Origin of the sequence: Burkholderia cepacia ATCC 25416 (assembly GCF_001411495.1) — a bacterium.
Taxonomy (GTDB): Bacteria; Pseudomonadota; Gammaproteobacteria; order Burkholderiales; family Burkholderiaceae; genus Burkholderia; species Burkholderia cepacia.
In genome coordinates this window covers 3674848-3698100 of record NZ_CP012981.1, presented here as the reverse complement: position 1 = coordinate 3698100, position 23253 = coordinate 3674848, and the positions used below count along the sequence as shown (strand labels likewise).

Sequence of the window (23253 nt, the reverse complement as noted above, 5' to 3'; positions counted from 1 at the left end):
TGCCGCCCATGTCCACCGTCCCACTCGCCCAGATTCCCGCGCCGCACGATACGGCCACGCTCACGCTCGTCGACCAGCTGGTCCAGTGGGCGCGGCGGCGTATCGACGAACGCGTGTTCCGGCCCGGCATGCGGATGCCGTCGATCCGCAAGCTCGCGCTCGACAAGAGCGTATCCCGCTTCACCGTCGTCGAGGCCTATGAGCGGCTCGTCGCGCAGGGCTATCTCGACTCGCGGCGCGGCTCGGGTTTCTACGTGCGCGAGCGCACGGCCGCCGGCCCGCAGCCGGCCGACAGCGTCGCGCGCGTGGCCGAGGCCGCGCCGGTGCACAACACGATCGACGTCGTCTGGCTGCTGCGCAACATGCTGCACACCGTCAGCCCGGAAAAGGGGCCGGGTCTCGGCTATCTGCCGGGCCGCTGGCTCGACGGCGAACTGATTACCGGCGCGCTGCGCGCGCTCGGGCGCCAGTCCGGCGCGCAGATGCTCGGCTTCGGCACCGCGCAGGGCTTCCTGCCGCTGCGCCAGCAACTGCAGACGCGCCTCGCCGAAGTGGAGATCGGCGCGAAACCCGAGCAGATCGTGCTCGTCTCGGGGATCACGCAGGCGATTGACCTGATTTCGCGGATCTACATGCGGCCTGGCGACGCGGTGATCGTCGGCGATCCGGCCTGGTTCCAGATGTTCGGGCGTTTCGCGGCGCAGGGCGCGCAACTCGTCGGGATGCCTTACACGCCCGACGGCCCCGATCTCGACGCGCTCGAAACCCTGGTGCAGATGTGGCGGCCGAAGATGCTCGTGATCAACTCGGTGCTGCAGAACCCGACCGGCACGTCGCTGTCGGCCGCGCAGGCGTTCCGGATCCTGAAGCTCGCGGAGGCGTACGACTTCCTCGTCGTCGAGGACGACGTGTACGGCGACCTGTGCCCGCCGAGCTATCCGGCTACGCGCCTCGCGAGCCTCGACCAGCTGAAGCGCGTGATCTACCTCGGCAGCTATTCGAAGACGCTCGCGGCGAACCTGCGGGTCGGCTATGTCGCGTGCGCGCCGGAGATCGCAAAGGCGGTCACCGACCAGAAGATGCTGGTCGGGATGACGACGCCCGAGCTCAACGAGCGCGTGCTCTACAAGATCCTGACCGAAGGGCATTACCGGCGCCACGTCGAGCGGCTGCGCGCGCGGCTCGACGGCGTGCGCGACAAGACCGCGCGGATGCTCGAGCGCACCGGGCTCGGCCTCTTCACGATGCCGGCGGCCGGGATGTTCCTGTGGGCCGACACGGGCGTCGACTCCGACGCGCTCGCGGCGGTCGCGCACGAGGCCGGCTTTCTGCTGACGCCGGGCAGCCTGTTCTCGCCGCAGCAATCGCCGTCGACGTGGATGCGCTTCAACGTCGCGAACTGCGGCGATCCGGCGCTGCCGGGGCTGCTGTCGCGCTATATCGATTCGGCCGTACGCCGCGCGTCGTGACCCGGCACGGCACGCCGGCCCTTGAAATCGGGCGTGCGATCCCCAGATACGCGCGCAAACCGCTTGCGCCAGGCGGTGGCCCTTCAGGGCCGTCCGGCATCGCGCGCCGGGCGCCTGCGCCACACCATTCAAGTTCAAGTAAGAGGAAACAGCATCCATGGCACATGAAACGATGAGCTTTCAGGCAGAGGTCAAGCAACTTCTCCACCTGATGATCCATTCGCTCTACAGCAACAAGGAAATCTTCCTGCGCGAACTGGTGTCGAACGCGTCCGACGCGGCCGACAAGCTGCGTTTCGAAGCGCTCGCGGACAACGCGCTGTACGAGAACGATCCGAACCTGCGCATCCGCATCGGCTTCGACAAGGCCGCCCGCACGATCACGATCGAGGACAACGGCATCGGCATGAGCCGCGACGAGGCGATCGCGAACCTCGGCACGATCGCGCGTTCGGGCACCAAGGAATTCTTCACGAAGCTGTCCGGCGACCAGCAGAAGGACGCGGCGCTGATCGGCCAGTTCGGCGTCGGTTTCTACTCGGGCTTCATCGTCGCGGACAAGATCACCGTCGAGACGCGCCGCGCGGGCCTGCCGGCGAACGAAGCCGTGCGCTGGGAAAGCGCGGGCGAGGGCGACTTCACGATCGACGCGATCGAGCGCGCGCAGCGCGGCACGACGATCACGCTGCACCTGCGCGAAGGCGAGGATGATCTGCTGTCGTCGCACCGCCTGAAGTCGATCATCCAGAAGTATTCCGATCACATCGCGCTGCCGATCCTGATGCAGAAGGAAGAGTGGGATCAGGAAAAGGGCGAGATGGTCCTGAAGGACGAGGACGAGACCGTCAACCAGGCGAGCGCGCTGTGGACGCGTTCGAAGAGCGACGTCACCGACGAGCAGTACACGCAGTTCTACCAGCACATCGCGCACGACCACCAGGATCCGCTCACGTGGACGCACAACCGCGTCGAGGGCCGCAGCGAATACACGCAGCTGCTGTTCGTGCCGGCGCACGCGCCGTTCGACCTGTGGAACCGCGACTACCGCGGCGGCCTGAAGCTGTACGTGAAGCGCGTGTTCATCATGGACGACGCCGAGCAGCTGCTGCCGCAATACCTGCGCTTCGTGAAGGGCGTCGTCGATTCGGCCGACCTGCCGCTGAACGTGTCGCGTGAAATCCTGCAGGAAAGCCGCGACGTGAAGGCGATCCGCGAAGGCGTGACCAAGCGCGCGCTGTCGATGCTCGAGGAACTCGCGAACGCGGAAGAGGATGCCGGCAAGGAGAAGTACAAGACGTTCTGGGGCGCGTTCGGCCAGGTGCTGAAGGAAGGCCTCGGCGAGGATCACGCGAACCGCGAGCGCATCGCGAAGCTGCTGCGCTTCGCGTCGACGCACGGCGACACCGACGCGCAGGACGTGTCGCTCGCCGACTACGTGTCGCGCATGAAGCCCGAGCAGAGCAAGATCTACTACGTGACGGCCGACACGTGGCAGGCCGCGAAGAACAGCCCGCACCTTGAAGTGTTCCGCAAGAAGGGCGTCGAGGTGCTGCTGCTGACCGACCGCGTCGACGAATGGATGCTGTCGTTCCTGCATGAATTCGACGGCAAGCCGCTCGCGAGCGTGGCGCGCGGCGACCTCGACCTCGGCGAGCTGAACGACGAAGAGAAGAAGGCGCAGGAAGAAGCGGGCGAGGCGATCAAGCCCGTCGTCGAGAAGATGAAGGAAGCGCTCGGCGACAAGGTGAAGGAAGTGCGCGTCACGTTCCGCCTGACCGATTCGCCGTCGTGCCTCGTCGCCGACGACAACGACATGAGCGGCTACCTGCAGCGGATGCTGAAGGCGGCCGGCCAGAATGCGCCGGCGATGCAGCCGATCCTCGAGATCAACCCGGAGCACGCGCTCGTCAAGCAACTGAAGGCCGACAGCGCCGATTTCGGCGACTGGGCCCATCTGTTGTTCGATCAGGCGCTGCTGGCCGAAGGCGGCATGCTGGACGATCCGGCGAGCTTCGTGAAGCGGACCAACGCGCTGCTGCTGTCGCGCACCGCGTGAACGCGCGCTTGCGATTCGACGGCGGGCAGGCCGGCTGGCGCGAGACGCCGCGGCCTGGCTGCACGCTCGACCAGCGCGACTGGCTGACGCGCAGCGGATCGCTGACCGCGCACCTCGCGCGGCTCGGCCGCGTGAACGTGCGGGTGACGCGCGAGGCCGTCGACTGCCCGTGGTTCGACGAGCCGGACGCGCTCGCCAGTTCGCCGCGCGCGCCGATGTGGGTGCGCGAGGTGATCCTGTCGGTCGACGGCACGCCTTTTGTTGCCGCGCACAGCATCGCGCCGCTCGCGGCCAGCAAGGGCGTGTGGCAGGCAATGCGGCGGCTGCGCACGCGGCCGCTGGCCGAGTTGCTGTACAGCGATCCGCAGGTCGAACGTTCTGCGCTCGTCAGCCGGCGCGTGATCGCCGGCCATCCGCTGTATGCGCTCGCGAGCCATGCGCTGGGCGCGGGCGTGCGCGCGCCGCATGCGTTTGCCGCGCGACGCTCGGTGTTTCAGCGTCACGGCAAGCCGTTGATGGTCACCGAATGCATGCTGCCGGCGCTGTGGCGTCATCTCGATGCGCACGGCGACGGGCCCCGGTCCGTCGGGCCGCGTGGAGTCGCGTGATGCTGCAGGGGTTTGCGCCGGTCGTCGGGCCGGATACGCACACGATGATCCTCGGCAGTTTTCCGGGCGAGGCGTCGCTCGACGCCGCGCAGTATTACGCGCATCCGCGCAACCAGTTCTGGCGGTTGCTGGGGGCGGTGCTCGGCGAGCCGACGCTTCATGACCTGCCGTACGATGCGCGGCTCGTGTGCGTGCTTTCGCATGGCATCGGCATCTGGGACGTCCTCGATGCATGCCATCGGAAAGGCAGTCTCGACTCGGCGATCCGGAATGCGAAGCCGAACGACTTCGATTCGTTGCGGGAACATGCGCCGTTGCTCAAGCGCGTGTGCTTCAACGGCAAGACGGCAGGGCGGTTCGCCGACGTGATCGGAGACGCGGGTTATGACACGCTCGTATTGCCGTCGTCAAGTCCAGCGAATGCGGTGCTGACGTTCGAGCAGAAGCTGTCGCGTTGGCGCGCAATTCGTTCTTGAATTTTGCAAGCTAGAGGTGAAGCGTCGTCAAGAGGTTGTTTTTCGACGCGGGAAGTCTGGCCATTGACGCAATTCAACCGATGGTGCTGTGGGCACGATGCAAGTTGTTGTGATGCTGCCGGCTTGCCACGGCGTCGCTGCGGTGGGCGGAGCTTTGGTAAGTCCAGACGTATGCTCACTCGCGCGAGGTTGATTGGATGAAGCGTTCAGCCTTACCGTTGGTCTGCAGACGATACGCCCTATGAATTTGTGCCGAATACCCAGATCCTAGCAGGCCCGAGCGAATTCGCATGAACGGAGCGCTGAGACTGCGTCGGTCAACAGCCTGCGGACGCGCACGCCGAGTTCTGCATACCAAGCCACGGCGTCACGCGAGAACTGCACGGCGCTGGCCCGTTTCTCATCCGGATGCATTGCCGTGAAGGCAATACGAGCGTGGTCATCTACGGCCATAAACAGATATTCCAAGCCGATACCATTCACTACCGAATCGCGCCGATCGCCCGTGCGCGAGGGCTGGGGCGTGCGATGCTGCCGAGCTTCTCAGTGTCGATGTGGAGAAAATACACCGGAGCCCCATGCTCGTATCGCTGGATCGGCTCGCTCGGCTGCAGATAGTTCAAACAAGACTATCCAGCACGAGCCAAGACCCCATCGGTGGGCGACGCAGAAACGCCGACCTCGCGTGCGATCTGACGCTGCAACAAGCGCTGCAGGCGCAACTCTACGATTAGCAGAGCCGTGGCCGGTGCGATCGCGCGAGGCGAACGGGCTGGTGAGAAGATGCGTCGGCCAGCGCAGCCGCACCGCTCGCCAAATAGCGTCCCAGCCATTTGCGTACATCACTCCCTGGTCGGCTGCCGCCTGCGGCAAAGTCAAACCGAATTCGATGATCTCCTGAGCCATCTCAAGTCGAAGGGCAAAGGCGAGTCTGGCGTCCTTATTGGTGTTCGTCCGGCTGGGTTCCTGGACGGTTGGGTGTTTGGCGACTTCCAGTCTCCCAGACTCAGTTCGGCTGAATCATTGACACAACCTATTGAAGCTTCACAGCTAGATCGCACCGAAGCGCTTGAGCAATTCCAGTTGCTTCTGTAGCTTTTCGATATCCAAACTGGAGTCGAGCGTGACGTTGACGTTGAAAACGGCCCGAGGCCCATGCTGGTTCGGCTCACCGGCGGGATCACTTGGCAGGGCTCCGTTCGCTCGTTCGGCGGCAGCGCTGCTCCCCGCAACAGTATCCGTACCTAAAGATTTGTTTCCCACATTATCTTCGTCTGACGGCGACTCAGAAATGTCTTGTTCGATCTGCCCAGGCTCCTTTATTTTTGTGTCCGTTTTGTCGAGATCGCTAGAAGCCTTATGAACGACGCGGTCACCATTGATTGTCACGAGCCCGGCGGTCACCATTCCGGACATGTAGAGTTCGACGCACGTCTCGGTTTCGTCAGGGTGGACCTTTAAATCGGACGCTCTTTGCTTGAGTTTCGCCTTGGCGACTGTGTCGCCGTGATATGTGTCGAACAGCCTCTTGAAAACCGTTGGGCGCAGCATCGCTTGCTGATAAAGCGGCGTAAGTTCTTCTGCTGGTGCAGACGCAATTCTTTTGGCCAATTCGTCTGCTGAAAACCCTGTCTTGACATCCCCTTTCAGAAAACCGTATTGCTTCATCGCAGACATACGTACTTCGCCGATACCCGACTTGGCCCCTACTACGCCCGACAGAATCACATCCTTCGGTTGGGCACTTGTATGAGTCTTGCTCACCAGCTTCTTTGCGTATTGCAATGCATCACTGAGTGCCACTCGTGGAAAGACAGTTCCTCCCTTGCGTCCACCCTTGGGCATCTGCCTGGGCTTCTTGCCAGCTGTGGTCATACGTCCCCCTTCATAGCCGTCAATAGATCCTCAAGGCCGGCTTTATACGACTTTGAAAAGTCGGCGTACTTTTTGTCAGCGATAATCGGTGGCATAGGTGTGTCATCCAGCCGAAGTGGAAGGATGTGAACCTTGCGTCGTTGCACCTCATTGACAAGCGCGTTGTTCAGTTCCTTTTGCACCCATGCAGACCCGGACGAATGTTCGCTCATGGCAATGAGAAAGAAGTCCGACCCAGCCAATCCCTGAGCTAACTTTTCTGGGATCGAGTCACCGACCCGGATCCGCTGTTCATCTAGCCACACATCGACGCCATTCGCGGTAAGGTCGCCCGCGAGTTGTCGAATGAACGGCTTATCCACGGAGCTATGCGAAAGGAACGCGATACGACGATCCTTCTCTTGCTGATGACGCTGCTCTTTCTTCTCCGTTGCTGCATCCACGAGATCTTCGGCAAGGATGTTGGGTTGAAGCGCGCCCAAAGTCTGGGCCCATTCTAACAACGGGTTAAGGTCAGACGCTACGAACGGAGAAATTCCGGCAATCGTGGCTGCTTTCCGAAGCGCCGCGTCAGTCGTGTCCCCCAACCGCAAGAATTGGCGAACACCAGTGAGCAGAGGCAGCCGAACCAATGCCTCTTTGACAACGGCCTCCTTCTGGTCCTTTGCCCCCTTGTATGGATACGGGAGGACTAGCGCGTAGCCAGACCCCACCACATCAGCGAGTCCGATTTGACATGCATTTTTGAGCAGTTTCCCTGCGGTACGTGGGTCGATGCCCGCGAACTGCGCCACTTGCGTCGTGCCCGGGGTGTCGAGCCAAGCAATAGCGTCAAGAACTACAAACAACGAGTCGAGTTTGGCTGGCTCGAATCGATGAGTCGAAGAACGGGCTGGCGCTGGCTTTCGGCTTTGTGTTTTTGCTGCTGGCGTTTTCTTCGCGGCCATGTTGGTCTTGATTCCCTTTGGATGCTTCCGACACGCTGGATTTGCAAGCAAATCCTACCGCATTCCGGAAAATGCGGAGCAAATTGCCAGCTTGGACGGAGATCGTTGAGTGCTCCCTGGACGAGGGAAATGCTTGAGACAGGGAGTCCGATAGGATGGCCATTGCCAGCACTGACCAGCCGCTTTGCAGCACGTGCGTCTGTTCGGATCCCGTCAAATGAATATCGGCATTATCTGTCTGGCGACTACCGATGGCGATTGCTTCTGGATGTCAAATCGGCCAAAACATCAAACCGCTCCAGCGATTGTTTGGGGCGGTGCTCGGCGAGCCACAGGCCATACGAACTGGCGTAAGACGCGCGGTTCGTGCGCGTGCTTGGGCATGGCATCGGCATCTGGGACGTGCTCGAATGCCTGCCATCGGCAAGGCATTCTCGACTCTGCGATCCGGCATGCGAAGCCGAACGACTTCGCGTCGTTGCGCGCGCATACGCCGTTGCTGACGAAGGTGTGCTTAAACGGCAAGACGGTGTGGCGGTTTGCTGACGTGATCGGCAAGGTCGGATACCAGACGTTCATACTGCCGTCGTCAAGTCCAGCGAATGCGGTTCTGTCATTCGAGCAGAAGCGGGAGCAGCGGTGGGTGATTCTAGGTTGATTGAAGGGCGAGCTAACGCTTTCAGAACACACTAACGAGTATTGGGCGTCAGAGTTTGCATGCACGGATCCTAGTGAATCTGGAGTGTTCGCGAACGGGGAACAGCGGGCCGAATTTGAGGAGCAGCGACACGATTAGAACTGCAGGCAGCAGGGGCGGCCCCACGATTGAACCAAGACCCTGCCGTACCCGGGAGAACCAACCGACGTTGCGCTTACGCCATTCGGCGTACGAGAAAAAGAGCCAGACACTCGACGCGGCCCACGCTATGAGTACAAGTATTTCCAAAGGAAATTTTTGCCACGATAGCGGTAGCTTTTGAACAATTCCAGCGAAGACTAACAAGGCGTAAAGCACAACGATTAGTGTTCCGGCGAGGGCCATATATATGGAGGCGAGCGACATTAAAATCGATGCAGTGGATGGCTTCCTGAATCCGGATGCAATTCCAAACTTTCCGCGTTCAAGCTCGTTTAATATGGATTTTCGAATCTTTGCTGATTGGTTTTTGTGATTATTTGAGGAATCTGCAGTATCTCCCAATACCATGAGGCGCCAAATATAACTTGCGTTCGGAATCGGTTCCTGAGGCGGCATGAAAGACGTCCCGCTTGCAGCCTGATATCCCGCTAAGTAGAGGAGATTTGCTTCGCAAAATGTGAAATCGTCAAGATCGGTTCGAACTGAGCGCAGTGCATTGCGCCACGCCTGGTTGTCTGGCCTCGACTCGCGGAGTGAAATAATCTGCATTTTTGTCGAACGAATTGCGTTCGTTCGATCCTGATCAAGTAACATATCCATTGCTCGCATCGGCGTACTCCATCCGTCGATATGGTCTAATGGAGCCGCTTCTGCTGACGCGTCTACGCATACTGCAGAAGTATCCGAAGTTGCGAGTTCGTGCACGCCGAGATTGTCGAGGATGCCACCGTCACCAAGTAATAGGTCGTTGAGCATTACTGGTTCAAAGATGCCGGGAAGGGCACTGGATGCTGCGATGGCGACGGGGATGTCCTTGTTGGACAGTTCGACGTAGTGGGCGTCGCTTCGATGCTGATGCTTGTTTTGTGCGCTCACTAGAAGCACGCGTTTGGGAGTAGTGTAGCTAGTAGCGGCGATTCGCCATTCGGGCATAGCCGTCAATGTTTGTTGTGACGAGGCATTTGCCAGATCTTTGAACCAGCGGTTCATCAGGCGAACGAGGGCTTTGGAGAATCCCCATTCGTGACGGACCAAACCTTGGCATAGCGCACGAAAGGAAGAAAGTATGCGCCCTCGAGGATTTCTTTTCGATTGATAATAGAGGGCTTGGCATGCGTGGATGGCACAGTCCGCGAGCTTTCTGTCATCTCTCCACGTCGATGGACCTGCTTTATGTATGGCTTGTAAAAAGAACGCCCCAGCGATTGAGCCGCCCGAAACAGTAATCAATACTTTCAGATCACGTAAGCGACCGGCTGCTGCAAGCGCATAAAGTGCGCCAAAATGAAAAAACGCTGCACGAAATCCTCCTCCCGAAAGAGAGAGATTTTGAATGGCGTCTTCTCGCGTCGATATGGTCATCTGTTTTTGAGTCTATCGATGGTTGTTCAGGAGTGAGCCGGTGAGATATTTCAACAAAATAATCAAGTGTTGACAAGATGTGGCGACATGTATCAAGCGCCATCAGGGATGTAGGTATATTCCATTTTCTATCATGACCACTTCGACGTTCAATCATCCTTGCCCCATCTCCGCAGGGTTTTTTCACCCTTTATCCACCATACAGCGATCAGCATAGCGAACAGCGCCACGATGCAGGCGTTATACGCGAACGGTGACTTGTGTGGCGGCAGCAGCCAAACGGTCGCAATTATTGCGATCACGAACAGCAGCATTACGCCCCAGCCCTGCCACGCAACCGGCGACCCTCATCCTCAGCCATAGCGTTTCTCCGGAAACCAGATTTTCTTGTCACTTGAGGCCATACGGTTCCTCGTCGTCTGACGGTTGTGACGCGAACAATTTGATCAGCAAGCTTACTCTTGGCGAACGCGGAATGCATCGAGGCGCCGTTCTAGTCGTGCGAGGAGAAAGACTGGTCAGTGTGCATTTCCTCATTACGGGACGCAGTGCCGCGCGCAATGAACGCGCTTTGAAGCCGGCGACGCTCGGTAGCTTTACGGATTGATTGCTTGATGAAGTTCGATAGTGTTTCGCCATCACATAGGACGCGTTTGGCCGTAGCAAGCAGTTCCGGCTCGACGCGGACGGATGGAAATGCGTCGGTTTTCATTAGGCAACGTCCTCCAACACGGTTGCGATGCACTATCGTCCACGCCGACCGATCGACGGAGCGTAACGGTGAGCCTGTCTTCGACAGTCGCTTCCTTGCACCAATGCTATCCTCTCGTCCGCTAAAACCAGCGTCACCCAGCGAGATTCAATCATGACCCGACTGATCAAGCGCGCGTCCGCCGAGGCGCGCGCGTTCAAGAATCGCAAGCCGTCCTCCTATAACGGCTCCGAAAAACTCCAGCCGCCGCGCGTGAAGCGCCGCCCGGACATCGACGAACACGACGACGTGCCCGTGCTCGAAGCGCCGCGCAAGCCGCGCTTCGCGCCCGTCACGTTCTCGGAAGAGGGCGGCGTGCGCTTCCTGCATTTCGGCACCGAGTGGGTACAGGGTGCGATGCGGATCTCGAAGCCGCTGCACATCGAGCTCGAATACGCGCAGCAGATGATGGCGTGGCTGCTGTTCCTCGAAACGCCCGGGCGGATCGTCCAGCTCGGGCTCGGCACCGGCGCGCTGACCAAGTTCTCGCACCACTTCCTCCCGCAGGCGAAGGTCGAGGCCGTCGAGCTGAACCCGGCCGTGATCGTCGCCGCGCGCACGATGTTCGCGATGCCGCCCGACGACGCACGTCTCGTCGTGCACGAAGCCGACGCGTGGGACTTCGTCAACGACCCGGCCAACCGCGGCACGACGGGCGCGATCCAGATCGACCTGTACGACGCGACCGCGCGCGGCCCGGTGCTCGACAGCGTCGCGTTCTACCGTGCGGTGCGCGGCTGCCTTGCCGACGCGGGCATCGCGACGATCAATCTGTTCGGCGACCATCCGAGCTTCGTGCGCAACATGAAGCACCTGAACGCGGCGTTCGATCATCGCGTGATCGCGCTGCCGGAAGTGCATGACGGCAACCGGATCGCGATCGCGTTCTCGGGCCCTGCGCTCGACGTGTCGTTCGCGCAGCTCGACGCGCGTGCGAAGCTGATCGAGGACACGCTGAAGCTGCCCGCACGCAAGTGGGTGAAAGCTTTGAAAGAAACGATCGGCGCGCGCGATACCTCGTTCGCGATCTGACGCTTCAGGCACCGGCGGCAGGCCGGTGCAACCACGCGGCAAGGGGCGGATCACCTCGGGTTCGCCCCCGCTTGACCGCGTGCTCGCGGCTCCTATACTGGCGCGAAGCCAGGGGAGCCGCAGCCTACCCGTTTTGCGCTCCTCTCGGCGCCGTACCCGCTCAACAAGATCGATAACCGGGAAAGAAGAGGAGACGTCATGGCTCACGATGCCGACGCCAACCGGGCCGCCAAGCGCTGGCTCTGGCTGCTGGTACTGCCGTTGATCGCGATGGTCTGGGTACCGTCGTACAGCAAGATCGAACCGCAGGTGTTCGGTTTTCCGTTTTTCTACTGGTACCAGCTGCTTTGGGTCTTCATCAGCGCGGTGATCACCGCGTTCGTGTACTTCAAGACCAAGAACGCGTGGAAGGCGAGCGGCCCGCAGGGAGGTGCACGATGAATCTCGGCGCAACCTTCGTCTTCGTCCTGCTGTTCATCGGCGTCACGATCATCGGTTTCCTGGCCGCGAACTGGCGGCGCGGCGATCTCGCCCATCTCGACGAATGGGGCCTCGGCGGACGCCGCTTCGGCACGATCGTCACGTGGTTCCTGCTCGGCGGCGACCTCTATACGGCGTACACGTTCGTCGCGGTGCCCGCGCTCGTGTTCGGCGCTGGTGCGATGGGTTTCTTCGCACTGCCCTATACGATCCTGATCTATCCGTTCGCGTTCGTCGTGTTCCCGAAGCTGTGGAGCATCGCGAAGCGGCACGGCTACGTGACGGCCGCCGACTTCGTCAACGCGCGCTACGGCAGCCGGATGCTCGCGCTCGCGATCGCGGTGACGGGCATCCTCGCGACGATGCCGTACATCGCGCTGCAGCTCGTCGGCATCGAAGTGGTGATCGGCGCACTCGGTTTCGACACGACCGGCTTCGTCGGCGACCTGCCGCTGATCATCGCGTTCGCGATCCTCGCCGCGTACACGTACACGTCGGGCCTGCGCGCGCCCGCGATGATCGCGATCGTCAAGGACATCCTGATCTACATCACGATCGCCGCGGCGGTCATCGTGATCCCGGCGAAGCTCGGCGGCTTCGGACACATCTTCGCGAGCGTGCCGCCGGCCAAGCTGCTGCTGAAGGCGCCCGACGCGATGAGCCTGAACGGCTACAGCGCGTACGCGACGCTCGCGATCGGCTCGGCGCTCGCGTTGTTCCTGTATCCGCACTCGGTCACGGCGATCCTGTCGTCGTCGTCCGGCAACTCGATCCGCCGCAACATGGCGATGCTGCCCGCGTACTCGTTCGTGCTCGGCCTGCTCGCGCTGCTCGGCTACATGGCGCTCGCGGCGGGCGTGAAGGACATGCCGCAGTACGCGCCGTACTTCAAGGCGTTCGGCCCGAACTTCGCGGTGCCCGCGCTGTTCCTCGAGTATTTCCCGTCGTGGTTCGTCGGCGTCGCGTTCGCGGCGATCGGCATCGGCGCGCTGGTGCCCGCGGCCATCATGTCGATCGCGGCCGCGAACCTGTACACGCGCAACATTCACCGCGAGTTCGTGAACCGCAACATGTCGCACGAGCAGGAGACGCACGTCGCGAAGCTCGTGTCGCTGATCGTGAAGGTCGGCGCGGTCGCGTTCATCCTCGGGCTGCCGCTGACCTATGCGATCCAGCTGCAGCTGCTCGGCGGGATCTGGATCATCCAGACGCTCCCCGCGATCGTGCTCGGCCTCTACACGCGCGTGCTCGACCATCGCGGCCTGCTGGCCGGCTGGGCGGCCGGCATCGTGTGCGGCACGTGGATGGCGATTTCGCTGAAGCTGGCCGGATCGATCTTCACGATCCACCTGTTCGGTCTCGCGATTCCCGGCTACGCGGCCGTGTGGTCGCTGGTCGTGAACCTGGTGGTGGCGGTGGTGGTGAGCGTGCTGGTGCGCGTGATGGGCATGGCGCATGCGGAGGATCGCACGCGGCCGGAGGACTATCTCGACGTCGTCGAAGGCTGAGACGGACGACGCGCGGTAACGAAAACGCCCGCCACCTCACGGTGGCGGGCGTTTTCCTGCGTCAGCCCTGCGCGCGTTTCGCGAGCTCCTCGCGCTGCGACAGGTCTTCGACGTTGACCATCCAGTGCACGCCGAAGCGATCCTTGGCCATCCCGAAGCCGAGCGCCCAGAACGTCTTGCCGAACGGCATCGTCACTTCGCCGCCGTCGGCGAGCGCATTGAACAGCTTCTGGCCTTCCTCGACCGTCTCCGGGTTCAGCGACAGCGAATAGCCGGCGTGCGCGGCGCCTGCCGGCTGGCTGCAGTCGCCGTCCGAGCACATGATCATCGAGTCGCCGATCGTGAAGCTCGCATGCATCACCTTGTCGCCCATCTCCGGCGCCATCGGGTAGTCAGGATTCGGCGGCGCGTCCTTGAAGTGCATCTTGAACATCGTCTTCGCACCGAGTGCCTTTTCGTAGAACTGAAGGGCTTCGTCGGCGCGACCGTAGAACGTCAGGTACGGTTGAACTTGCATCGTTGTCTCCTGTGATGAGCCGGCCTGCGCATCGGCGCGGGTTCGGCGTCGAACAAGACTGACCGGGAAAAGGGGGGCATCGGGAGGCGGCCGCCGCACCCGTGACGTGGATTGTAGTGCGCGTGCTTGACGATGGAATGAAAAATAAAAACGGCCGCGAACATGACGTTCGCGGCCGTATGCGTCGCGCTTGCTGACGGCTGTTGTCAGTGTTGCCGACAGCTGCTGACGCGTATCGCGGCTCAGCGCAGCGAGTCGATCAGCTTCTCGAGCTTCACCGCATCGGCGGCGAATACGCGGATGCCTTCGGCGAGCTTTTCGGTTGCCATCGCGTCGTCGTTCAGCTGGAAGCGGAACGCTGCCTCGTCGATCGCGACACGCGCGGCGGGCTTGTCGTGCAGCGCTTCCGGCGACAGCTTGCGCGTGACCGTCTCATTGCTGTCCTGCAGCTTCTGCAGCAAATCGGGACTGATCGTCAGCAGGTCGCAGCCGGCGAGTTCGGTGATCTGGCTGGTCGTGCGGAAGCTCGCGCCCATCACTTCGGTCTTGTAGCCGAACGTCTTGTAGTACGTGTAGATGCGGCGCACCGACTGCACGCCCGGATCGTTCGCGCCGCCGTCCTTCTCTTCATTCCACTCCGCGCCGGCCTGCTTCTTGAACCAGTCGTAGATGCGGCCGACGAACGGCGAGATCAGCTGCGCGCCGGCTTCCGCGCAGGCGGCGGCCTGCACGAGCGAGAAAAGCAGGGTCATGTTGCACTTGATCCCGTCCTTCTGCAGCACTTCGGCCGCGCGGATGCCTTCCCACGTCGACGCGAGCTTGATCAGGATGCGCTCGCGGCCGATGCCGGCTGCTTCGTACAGCTTGATGAGCTCGCGGCCCTTGTCGATCGAGCGCTGGGTGTCGAACGACAGGCGCGCGTCGACCTCGGTCGACACGCGGCCTGGGATCAGCTTCAGGATCTCGGTGCCGAATGCGATCAGCAGGCGGTCGATGATGAAGTCGGTGCTTTCGTTGCGATGATCGCGGACGGTTTTCTCGAGGATCGGTTTGTACGCGTCCTTCTGGACGGCCTTCAGGATCAGCGAAGGGTTCGTGGTCGCGTCCTGCGGCTGGTATTGCGCAAGCTGCTGGAAATCGCCCGTGTCGGCGACGACGGTCGTGTACTGCTTCAGCTGGTCGAGTGCGGTAGTCATGGCGATTCGGAAGAAGGGCGCAAGGCGCCGGGTTCTCACGGGCCGCGCGAGCGCGGCGGCGAAGCGAAGCGGCGCCGGGCGCCGCTTCCAAGCCATCATTCTAGGCCCGATTCGCGTCGAGCACGTTTTGGCATGGCCGGCGAGCGCCGTGCCGGATTATTCGGGGCGGCGCGCGTTCAGGATCACCTGCGTGACGATCCCCGCGACGAGCCCCCAGAAGGCCGAGCCGATCGACAGCAGCGTGAGGCCCGACGCGGTGACCATGAACGTGACGAGTGCGGCTTCGCGCTGCTTCACGTCCTGCATCGCGTTCGCGAGGCCGCTCATGATCGAGCCGAACAACGCGAGCGCGGCGACCGACACGACGAGCGCCTTCGGCAGCGCCGCGAACAGCGCGGCGATCGTCGCGCCGAAGACACCGGCGACCAGGTAGAACATGCCGCACCACACGGCGGCCGTGTAACGCTTCGCGTGATCCTCGTGCGCTTCCGGGCCCGTGCAGATCGCGGCCGTGATCGCCGCGAGGTTCACGCCGTGCGAGCCGAACGGCGCGAGCAGCAGCGATGCGAGGCCTGTGGTCGCGATCAGCGGCGACGACGGGGTCTGATAACCGTCCGCGCGCAGCACCGCGATGCCCGGCACGTTCTGCGACGCCATCGCGACGACGAACAGCGGAATGCCGATGCTGACGATCGACGCGATCGAGAACGCCGGCATCGTGAACACGGGCTTCGCGAACGCGATGTGAAAGCCGCTGAAGTCGAGCAGGCCGAGACCGCCGGCCACCGCCGTGCCGACGATCAGCGTCGTCGGAATCGCGTAGCGCGGCGCGAGCCGCTTGACGATCAGGTACGTGAAGAACATCGCGAGCACGAGCGCGGTCTGGAACTGCGCGGCGCGGAAGATCTCGATGCCGATCTCGAACAGGATGCCCGCGAGCAGGGCGGCGGCGATGCCGGCCGGAATCTTGCGCATCAGCGTGTCGAACAGCCCGCTCACGCCGACGGCCGTCAGCAGCACCGCGCAGACGACGAATGCGCCGATCGCCTCGGGGTAGGGCACGCCGGGCAGCGACGCGATCAGCAGCGCGGCGCCGGGCGTCGACCACGCGACGACGACGGGCGCGCGAAAGCGCAGCGACAGGCCGATCGTCGTCAGCGCCATGCCGATCGACAGCGCCCAGATCCACGACGAGATCTGCGCATCGGTGAGGTGGGCGGCGCGGCCGGCCTGGAACATCAGCACGAGCGAGCTCGTGTAGCCGGTCATCATCGCGACGAAGCCGGCGACGAGCGCGGACACGGACGTATCGGCAAAAAAACGGCGGCCGCCGGCGCGGCTGGCGCTCGCGGTGGGCGAGGGGTTCATGCTATCTCCGGGGGGGAGGCCGCTCGGAGGCGACCTTCGTGTCTTGGTGGGGGTCGTTACTTGCTGAGTGCGCGCATCGCGGTTTCGAGGCCCGCGAGCGTGAGCGGATACATGCGATGGCCGAGCAGGTCGCGGATCACCGCGACCGACTGCCGGTATTCCCATAGCCGCTCGGGCTCCGGGTTCAGCCATGCATGATGGGGGAACTGGTCGGCGAGGCGGCGCAGCCACACGGCGCCGGCTTCCGGGTTGTTGTATTCGACCGAGCCGCCGGGCTGCAGCACTTCGTACGGGCTCATCGTCGCGTCGCCGACGAAGATCAGCTTGTAGTCGGGCGTGAACTTGTGCAGCACGTCCCACGTCGCGGTGCGTTCCGAGTGGCGGCGGCGGTTGTTCTTCCACAGGTGGTCGTACACGCAGTTGTGGAAGTAGAAGAACTCCAGGTGCTTGAATTCGGCCTTCGCGGCCGAGAACAGCTCTTCGGTGCGCTTGATGTGATCGTCCATCGAGCCGCCGACGTCGAGCAGCATCAGCACCTTCACGTTGTTGTGGCGCTCGGGCACCATCCGCAGGTCGAGCCAGCCCGCGTTCGCGGCGGTGCTGCGGATCGTGCCGGGCAGGTCGAGCTCCTCGGCTGCGCCTTCGCGCGCGAAGCGGCGCAGCCGCCGCAGCGCGACCTTGATGTTGCGCGTGCCGATCTCGACGGAATCGTCGTAGTCGCGGTATGCGCGCGCCTCCCACACCTTGACCGCGGTGCGGTTGCCGTTCGACGGGCCGCCGATGCGCACGCCTTCCGGGTTGTAGCCGCCGTGCCCGAACGGCGACGTGCCGCCGGTGCCGATCCACTTGTTGCCGCCTTCGTGGCGCTCCTTCTGCTCGTCGAGCAGCGCCTTCAGGCGCTCCATCAGCTTGTCGAGGCCGCCCATCGCCTCGATCTGCGCCTTCTCCTCCGGCGACAGCTCGCGCTCGAGGCGCTTTTCGAGCCAGTCGAGCGGAATGTCGAATGCATCCGACGGCAGCGCGGACACGCCGTGGAAATACGCGCCGAACGCCTGGTCGAACTTGTCGAAGTACTGCTCGTCCTTGACGAGCGTCATCCGTGCGAGGAAGTAGAACGCGTCGATCGACGGCGAGATCAGCCCGGCCTTCAGCGCTTCGAGCAGCGTCAGGTATTCCTTCACCGAGACGGGCAGCTTGGCTGCGCGCAGCGCGTAGAAGAAATTGAGCAGCATGGCCGGGCCTTCGCGGGTGAGGGGGATTACCGGTTGTGCCGGTTCATGTACACGAGCCGCTCGAGCAGGCTCAGGTCCTGCTCGTTCTTCAGCAGCGCGCCCGCGAGCGGCGGCACGATCTGCTTCGCGTCCGCGCCGCGCAGCGCGTCGGCCGGGATGTTCTCGGCGAGCAGCAGCTTCAGCCAGTCGAGCAGCTCGGACGTCGACGGCTTCTTCTTCAGGCCCGACACGCCGCGCAATTCGAAGAAACTCTCGAGCGCGGCGCGCAGCAGCTCCTCGCGGATGTCGGGGAAGTGCACCGCGACGATCTTCTGCATCGTCGACGGGTCGGGGAACTGGATGTAGTGGAAGAAGCAGCGGCGTAGGAACGCGTCGGGCAGCTCCTTCTCGTTGTTCGACGTGATGATGACGAGCGGGCGGTGCTTCGCACGGACCGTCTCGCGCGTCTCGTACACGTGGAATTCCATCCGGTCGAGCTCGCGCAGCAGGTCGTTCGGGAATTCGATGTCGGCCTTGTCGATCTCGTCGATCAGCAGCACGCTCGGGTGCTCGGCATCGAACGCCTGCCACAGCACGCCCTTGACGATGTAGTTCGAGATGTCCTTCACGCGCTCGTCGCCGAGCTGCGAATCGCGCAGCCGCGACACGGCGTCGTATTCGTACAGGCCCTGCTGCGCCTTGGTGGTCGACTTGATGTGCCACTGCAGCAGCGGCATGTCGAGCGCGGCGGCCACTTCCTCGGCGAGCATGGTTTTGCCGGTGCCGGGCTCGCCCTTGATCAGCAGCGGGCGTTGCAGCGTCAGCGCGGCATTGACCGCGAGCTTCAGATCGTCGGTGGCGACGTAGTGCGAGGACCCTTCGAAACGCATGGCGGCGCTCTTCTCAATCGCGAAAAAAACCCAGTATAAGTCAGAAGGGCTGTCCGGTTGGGCCGCGCCCGCGTATCGTTGCGGGACTGTGGCGGGGGCGCCTTGTGGACGGGTTCCCCGCCGACGCGGTACAATCTGGCCGTTTTTTTTGGCCTGCGTGGCGACCGACAAGCAAAACGGCGCGGGCCGTTGCCGCTTCGGCGCCAGTTTCCCCTCAAGCTAGGTTACAAGAGCTATGAACAAATTCGTCGGCAAACACGTCGTTGTCGCAGCGCTCGTGGCGCTCGCGGGCAGCGCGCAGGCGGCCGGTGTGGTCGGCAACCCGAAGGACGGGGCGAGCAAGGTCGCCATGTGCATCGGTTGCCACGGCATCCAGGACTACCGCGCGGCGTACCCGGAGGTCTACCGGGTGCCTGTCCTCGGCGGCCAGAACCAGCAATACCTCGAGAACGCGCTGAAGGCCTACCGCAAGAAGGATCGTCACTTCCCGTCGATGAATGCGATCGCCGGTTCGCTGACGGACCAGGACATCGCGGATCTGTCGGCGTACTACGCCGCCCAGAAGGCCGACTCGAAGGACAACCCCTACAAGTAAGCGCGCGCCGCCGATCTCTCGGCGGGACAGGAGCATTCATGAACAACGCATTCAAGACGGCGGCGGTTGCACTGGCGGCCGGCCTCGCGATCGGTACCGCGCACGCGGCGGACATCACGAAGGGCAAGGAACTGGTCGAATCGCACAACTGCGCCGCCTGCCACGGCGCGCAGATGAACAAGCCGATCAACGCCGAATACCCGCGCCTCGCCGGCCAGCATGCCGACTACCTCGTGTGGGCGATGCGCCAGTACCAGATGGGCCTGACGAATCCGCTGCTCGGCCGCAACAACGCGATCATGCAGGCACAGGTGCAGAGCCTGTCGGTCAGCGACATGAAGGACATCGCGGCCTACATCGAGTCGCTGAAAGAGACCGATCTCGTGTTCAAGAAGTAAGCGCGACGGGCCCGGCGGGCCCGCGCAGCAAGGATACCCCGCCCTGGCGGGGTATTTTTTTGCCCGCGCGCCGGCGCCCGCGGGGCGCCGCGGCGGCGCTCAGTCGCGCGATGCGCGGCGCAGGATGCGCTGCAGGTACGCGTCGGTATCGGGCGGCGTGTTCGTGCGCTGGGCTTCCCAGATCGTCTCGCCGAGGCATTCCATGATCACGTGCTGCGCGTCGTGGGTCGAGTCGAGCTTCGCCGCGAGCTTGTCGTGCGCGGCGCGGATGCCGGGCGGCTGGTCGATCGACAGCTGCTCGCTGATCGCGAGATGCATCGACAGGTGCAGGAACGGGTTCGTGCGGCCTTCCTCGGGCGTGTACTCGCGCGCGGTGGCGCCATCGGCGTCGGCGAGTTCGTCGTGGTATTCGGGATGCTCGACGATCCAGTCGGCTGCCATCGCTTCCAGCGGCGTCAGGATCTCGCCGGCGCGCTGCTTGCGCCAGGTCTCGGTGAAAAAGCGACGCACTTCGTCGCGGCTTGGATTGAACATGGTGGGGAAACGTCGTGATTCGGACGGCTTGATGCCGCGTCGCGCATTGTACGCCGGGTCGGCGGGCGGCGCTGGCGGCGGGTTTGGCGCGATCGCGTGGCCGCAGCGGCGGGGGTTCCGCGGGCCTTGCGGGTGAGCGGCGCGGGCCGGTGGCGTGCGCCGCCGGTGCCGGGTAACGGGTAAGCGTGGGGTAAGCGCGGGGTAAGCGCGGGCTAGGCTCGCGGCCGCCGCGCCGTTACACTCCAACGCTTCCCGTCACCGCACCGTTCTCATCCGTTCCGTCATGACCGCCACCGCTCGCCCATCGTCCGCAGCCCTGCAGGGCACGCTCTACGTCGCGCTATCCGCCGCCGCGTTCGGCGCGATGGCGATCTTCGGCCGCTACGCGTATGCGGCCGGTGTCGACGTGCTCGGGCTGCTGATCGTGCGCTTCGCGATCGGCGGCGCGGTGCTCGCCGCGATCGCACGGCATCGCCGCGTCACGTGGCCGCGCGGGCGCTCGCTCGCGCCGCTCGTGGCGATGGGCGCGCTCGGCTACGTCGGGCAGTCGTTCTGCTACTTCAGCGCGCTGCAGCACGCGCAGGCGAGCCTTGTCGCGCTGCTGCTGTACCTGTATCCGGCCTTCGTCACGCTGCTGGCCGCGTGGTGGCTCGGCGAGCACCTCACGCGCGCGAAGGCCGTCGCGCTCGTGCTGTGCGTCGCGGGTTCGGCGCTGATGGTCGGCGGCGGGCATGGCGAGCCGCTCGGGATCGCGCTCGCGCTGGCCGCCGCGGTGATCTATTCGCTGTACATCGTCGGCGGCACGAAGGCGACGCGAGGCGTCGATCCGCTCGCGACCACCGCGATCATCTGCCTGTCGGCGACCGCGACGCTCGTGGCGATCGCCGTCGTGCGGACCGCGGCGTTCGGCGCGCCGCCGCGCTGGCCCGCGACGGCCGGCGGCTGGGCGTCGATGCTTGCGATCGCACTCGTGTCGACGGTCGCGGCGATGATCGCGTTCTTTGCGGGGCTCGAACGGCTTGGGGCCGCGCGCACGTCGATGCTGTCGACGCTCGAACCGGTCGTGACGGTCGCGCTGGCGGCGCTGCTGTTCGGCGAGGCGCTGTCGCCGCTGCAGTGGGCGGGCGGCGTCGCGATCCTGGCTGCCGTGCTGGCGCTGGTGCGCGCGGGTGGCGCGGCGGCCGACGATGCGACCGCGACCTCCAACGCATAGTCGGGAAGGGGAAAGCGGCGGCGCGGATGGCTACGCGCTGTCGCGGCCGCGGTTTGCCGGCGGAGGGCGGCCGGTGGGGCGTGCGTCGAGCGTCGGGCCGCATGGCGTCCGGCGGCTTGCGGCAGGCCGGCCGCGGTTGCGCGTCACTCGTTGGGCGGCGGGGTCTTCGGCTTGAATTCGCACAGCGGCTCGATCGCGCAATGCCAGCATTCGGGCTTGCGGGCCTTGCACACGTAGCGCCCGTGCAGGATCAGCCAGTGATGCGCGTCCTGCAGGAACTCCTTCGGCGTGAACTTCTCGAGCGCGGCCTCGACGGCGCGCACGTCCTTGCCCGGCGCGAGCCCCGTGCGGTTCGCGACGCGGAAGATGTGCGTGTCCACCGCGATCGTCGGCTGGCCGAACGCGGTGTTCAACACGACGTTCGCGGTCTTGCGGCCGACGCCCGGCAGGCCTTCCAGCGCTTCGCGATCGGCCGGCACCTCGCCGTCGTAGCGGTCGAGCAGGATCCGGCACGTCGCGACCACGTTCTTCGCCTTGGTCCGGTACAGGCCGATCGTCTTGATGTACTCGGTGACGCCTTCTTCGCCGAGTGCGACGATTTGTCGCGGGGTGTTCGCGACCGGAAACATCTTCCGCATCGCCTTGTTGACCGATACGTCGGTCGCCTGAGCGGACAGCATCACGGCGATCAGCAGCTCGAACGGCGTCGAGTATTCGAGCTCGGTGGTCGGATGCGGATTGAGGCTCTGCAGCGTTTCGTAGATCGCGCGTCGTTTGCTGGTGTTCATGGAGCGTTCTGGTCGGGCGGTGCGGACGGGCCGTCGTCGCCTGCGTCGTTTTCTTCGTCGTTGCCGCTCGCGGCCGCCGCTTCGGCGTCGCGTTGGGCCTGCTGTTCCGCGAGCCGCTTGCGGCGCGCCTCGGCGGCGTCGATCTGCGCCTGGACGGCCGCGCTCACGCCCTCGGTGTTCTTCGGCCCGGCACCTTGCCCGGACAGTTCTTCCTTCTTCTTGCGCGCACGCTCGAGCGCGGCGGCGATGATCGCGCGCTTCTTCGCTTCGGCGTCATCCGCAGCCGGTGCGGCGGATGGCGTTCCCGCGGAGGCCGCGGCCGGCTTCGCGGCGCTGGCCGCGCGGCGTGCGGCCGCGCGCGCTTCGGCGGCTTCGCGTTCGCGGCGCTGGCGCGCGAGCCGCAGGTCGTGGCGTTCGCGTGCGGCATCGGCCTGTTCCTGCGACCACGCGTCCCAGCCGGTGCGTTCGCCGGTCACCGGCAGCATCGCGATGCAGTCGACCGGGCAGGGCGGCACGCACAGGTCGCAACCCGTGCACAGCGACTCGACGATCGTATGCATCTGCTTCGGCGCACCGACGATCGCGTCGACCGGGCACGCCTGCATGCACAGCGTGCAGCCGATGCACAGGCTTTCGTCGATGAAGGCGACGGCGCGCGGATGCTCGCTGCCGTTCACGGGGTTCAACGGAATCACGGGCTTGCCGAGCAGGCCCGCGAGGCGCGCGATGCCTTCGGCGCCGCCGGGCGGGCACTGGTTGTAGTTCGCGTCGCCGGCGGCGATCGCCTCGGCGTACGGCCGGCAGCCGTTATAGCCGCACTTCGTGCATTGCGTCTGGGGAAGCAGATCTTCGATGCGATCCGCGAGTGTTTTGGAGTCGGTCACGGTGACAACGGGCGCAGCGGCGCCGAATGGCTCTCGGCCGCTTCGGGCGCGGCCGGAAAGGTTTGCCAAAGCTCGATTATCGCCGATTTCCCGCATTGCGCTGGACGCCGTCTGTGCGCATAATCGAACCGCTTTTTTGCAGGGGCTCAGCAGGAGGGCGGCCGCCCGCGGCGCGCCCGTTCCAGGGCGGCCGGCGCCGAGGCGGTGGGGGTGCCGGTCCGGATCAAGCGGCTCAC

At 64.0% G+C, this 23253-nt stretch carries 22 protein-coding genes and 3 pseudogenes; 11 read left to right on the top strand and 14 right to left on the bottom strand.

What is annotated here, in order from left to right; translation table 11 throughout:
- Window positions 1-8 precede the first annotated feature (8 nt).
- From APZ15_RS17090 to APZ15_RS17075, 4 genes are all read left to right on the top strand, one after another.
- The gene (locus APZ15_RS17090) at window positions 9-1469 is read left to right on the top strand and encodes an aminotransferase-like domain-containing protein (protein ID WP_027786792.1); all 1461 of its coding nucleotides are present in this window, start codon (window positions 9-11) and stop codon (window positions 1467-1469) included.
- Between the two features lie 157 nt (window positions 1470-1626).
- On the top strand, window positions 1627-3525 hold the full coding sequence (htpG, locus tag APZ15_RS17085; protein WP_027786793.1) for a molecular chaperone HtpG: 1899 nt from the start codon (window positions 1627-1629) through the stop codon (window positions 3523-3525).
- An 8-nt stretch (window positions 3526-3533) separates the two neighbouring features.
- Window positions 3534-4133: a chorismate--pyruvate lyase family protein gene (locus tag APZ15_RS17080; RefSeq protein WP_027786794.1), complete on the top strand. Its 600-nt coding sequence runs from the start codon at window positions 3534-3536 to the stop codon at window positions 4131-4133.
- The gene (locus APZ15_RS17075) at window positions 4133-4609 is read left to right on the top strand and encodes a DNA-deoxyinosine glycosylase (RefSeq protein WP_027786795.1); all 477 of its coding nucleotides are present in this window, start codon (window positions 4133-4135) and stop codon (window positions 4607-4609) included. The genes APZ15_RS17080 and APZ15_RS17075 overlap by 1 nt, the downstream gene beginning before the upstream one ends.
- A 10-nt stretch (window positions 4610-4619) precedes the next feature.
- Here APZ15_RS17075 and APZ15_RS17070 read toward each other — a convergent pair.
- The 3 genes and pseudogenes from APZ15_RS17070 to APZ15_RS17060 all read right to left on the bottom strand — a co-directional run bounded on the left by APZ15_RS17070 (window position 4620) and on the right by APZ15_RS17060 (window position 7431).
- Window positions 4620-5515, bottom strand: a pseudogene (locus APZ15_RS17070) (DDE-type integrase/transposase/recombinase).
- 144 nt (window positions 5516-5659) lie between these two features.
- Window positions 5660-6484, bottom strand: a complete 825-nt coding sequence (locus tag APZ15_RS40990) for a hypothetical protein (RefSeq protein ID WP_134256331.1) — start codon at window positions 6482-6484, stop codon at window positions 5660-5662.
- On the bottom strand, window positions 6481-7431 hold the full coding sequence (locus APZ15_RS17060; RefSeq protein WP_080981913.1) for a toll/interleukin-1 receptor domain-containing protein: 951 nt from the start codon (window positions 7429-7431) through the stop codon (window positions 6481-6483). Before APZ15_RS17060 ends, APZ15_RS40990 begins: the two co-directional genes overlap by 4 nt.
- Before the next feature lie 302 nt (window positions 7432-7733).
- Between APZ15_RS17060 and APZ15_RS17055 the strand changes: the two are divergent.
- A pseudogene (locus tag APZ15_RS17055) lies at window positions 7734-8089 on the top strand (DNA-deoxyinosine glycosylase); the annotation flags it as partial.
- A 48-nt stretch (window positions 8090-8137) separates the two neighbouring features.
- Here APZ15_RS17055 and APZ15_RS39410 read toward each other — a convergent pair.
- The 3 genes and pseudogenes from APZ15_RS39410 to APZ15_RS39400 form a co-directional block, all read right to left on the bottom strand.
- Window positions 8138-9652, bottom strand: a complete 1515-nt coding sequence (locus APZ15_RS39410; protein ID WP_080981912.1) for a patatin-like phospholipase family protein — start codon at window positions 9650-9652, stop codon at window positions 8138-8140.
- Between the two features lie 149 nt (window positions 9653-9801).
- Window positions 9802-10056, bottom strand: a pseudogene (locus APZ15_RS39405) (hypothetical protein).
- Window positions 10057-10145: 89 nt separating this feature from the next.
- Window positions 10146-10364, bottom strand: coding sequence for a YlcI/YnfO family protein (locus APZ15_RS39400; RefSeq protein WP_088611344.1), 219 nt, complete (start codon window positions 10362-10364; stop codon window positions 10146-10148).
- Between the two features lie 153 nt (window positions 10365-10517).
- On the opposite strand from APZ15_RS39400, the gene APZ15_RS17050 reads away from it, so the two are divergent.
- The 3 genes from APZ15_RS17050 to mctP all read left to right on the top strand — a co-directional run bounded on the left by APZ15_RS17050 (window position 10518) and on the right by mctP (window position 13423).
- The gene (locus APZ15_RS17050) at window positions 10518-11435 is read left to right on the top strand and encodes a class I SAM-dependent methyltransferase (protein WP_027786797.1); all 918 of its coding nucleotides are present in this window, start codon (window positions 10518-10520) and stop codon (window positions 11433-11435) included.
- Window positions 11436-11633: 198 nt separating this feature from the next.
- Window positions 11634-11876, top strand: a complete 243-nt coding sequence (locus tag APZ15_RS17045; protein WP_027786798.1) for a DUF3311 domain-containing protein — start codon at window positions 11634-11636, stop codon at window positions 11874-11876.
- The gene (gene mctP, locus APZ15_RS17040; protein ID WP_027786799.1) at window positions 11873-13423 is read left to right on the top strand and encodes a monocarboxylate uptake permease MctP; all 1551 of its coding nucleotides are present in this window, start codon (window positions 11873-11875) and stop codon (window positions 13421-13423) included. The genes APZ15_RS17045 and mctP overlap by 4 nt, the downstream gene beginning before the upstream one ends.
- 61 nt (window positions 13424-13484) lie before the next feature.
- On the opposite strand, the gene APZ15_RS17035 is transcribed toward mctP, so the two are convergent.
- From APZ15_RS17035 to APZ15_RS17015, 5 genes are all read right to left on the bottom strand, one after another.
- Complete coding sequence (locus tag APZ15_RS17035) at window positions 13485-13940, bottom strand: VOC family protein (protein ID WP_027786800.1); 456 nt, start codon at window positions 13938-13940, stop codon at window positions 13485-13487.
- A gap of 242 nt (window positions 13941-14182) precedes the next feature.
- Entirely contained in the window at window positions 14183-15136 is a 954-nt protein-coding gene (gene tal, locus APZ15_RS17030) for a transaldolase (protein ID WP_027786801.1), read from the bottom strand.
- Window positions 15137-15292: 156 nt separating this feature from the next.
- Window positions 15293-16504: a benzoate/H(+) symporter BenE family transporter gene (locus APZ15_RS17025; protein ID WP_027786802.1), complete on the bottom strand. Its 1212-nt coding sequence runs from the start codon at window positions 16502-16504 to the stop codon at window positions 15293-15295.
- Window positions 16505-16560: 56 nt separating this feature from the next.
- Window positions 16561-17736 (bottom strand): vWA domain-containing protein, encoded by a 1176-nt coding sequence (locus tag APZ15_RS17020; protein WP_027786803.1) that lies wholly within the window; start codon window positions 17734-17736, stop codon window positions 16561-16563.
- 26 nt (window positions 17737-17762) lie between these two features.
- The gene (locus tag APZ15_RS17015) at window positions 17763-18605 is read right to left on the bottom strand and encodes an AAA family ATPase (protein WP_021158556.1); all 843 of its coding nucleotides are present in this window, start codon (window positions 18603-18605) and stop codon (window positions 17763-17765) included.
- A 235-nt stretch (window positions 18606-18840) separates the two neighbouring features.
- Here APZ15_RS17015 and APZ15_RS17010 point away from each other — a divergent pair, with 235 nt between their 5' ends.
- Together APZ15_RS17010 and APZ15_RS17005 are read left to right on the top strand one after the other, a co-directional pair.
- Complete coding sequence (locus APZ15_RS17010; protein WP_021158557.1) at window positions 18841-19200, top strand: c-type cytochrome; 360 nt, start codon at window positions 18841-18843, stop codon at window positions 19198-19200.
- Between the two features lie 38 nt (window positions 19201-19238).
- Window positions 19239-19598 (top strand): c-type cytochrome, encoded by a 360-nt coding sequence (locus APZ15_RS17005; protein ID WP_027786804.1) that lies wholly within the window; start codon window positions 19239-19241, stop codon window positions 19596-19598.
- 99 nt (window positions 19599-19697) lie between these two features.
- Here the strand turns inward: APZ15_RS17005 and APZ15_RS17000 are convergent, their stop codons facing one another.
- The gene (locus APZ15_RS17000; protein ID WP_027786805.1) at window positions 19698-20132 is read right to left on the bottom strand and encodes a DUF1841 family protein; all 435 of its coding nucleotides are present in this window, start codon (window positions 20130-20132) and stop codon (window positions 19698-19700) included.
- A 283-nt stretch (window positions 20133-20415) separates the two neighbouring features.
- Here APZ15_RS17000 and APZ15_RS16995 point away from each other — a divergent pair, with 283 nt between their 5' ends.
- Window positions 20416-21345: a DMT family transporter gene (locus APZ15_RS16995; protein ID WP_027786806.1), complete on the top strand. Its 930-nt coding sequence runs from the start codon at window positions 20416-20418 to the stop codon at window positions 21343-21345.
- 143 nt (window positions 21346-21488) lie between these two features.
- Here the strand turns inward: APZ15_RS16995 and nth are convergent, their stop codons facing one another.
- The gene (nth, locus tag APZ15_RS16990) at window positions 21489-22133 is read right to left on the bottom strand and encodes an endonuclease III (RefSeq protein ID WP_027786807.1); all 645 of its coding nucleotides are present in this window, start codon (window positions 22131-22133) and stop codon (window positions 21489-21491) included.
- Entirely contained in the window at window positions 22130-23113 is a 984-nt protein-coding gene (gene rsxB, locus APZ15_RS16985) for an electron transport complex subunit RsxB (protein ID WP_027786808.1), read from the bottom strand. Before rsxB ends, nth begins: the two co-directional genes overlap by 4 nt.
- Between the last annotated feature and the right edge of the window lie 140 nt (window positions 23114-23253).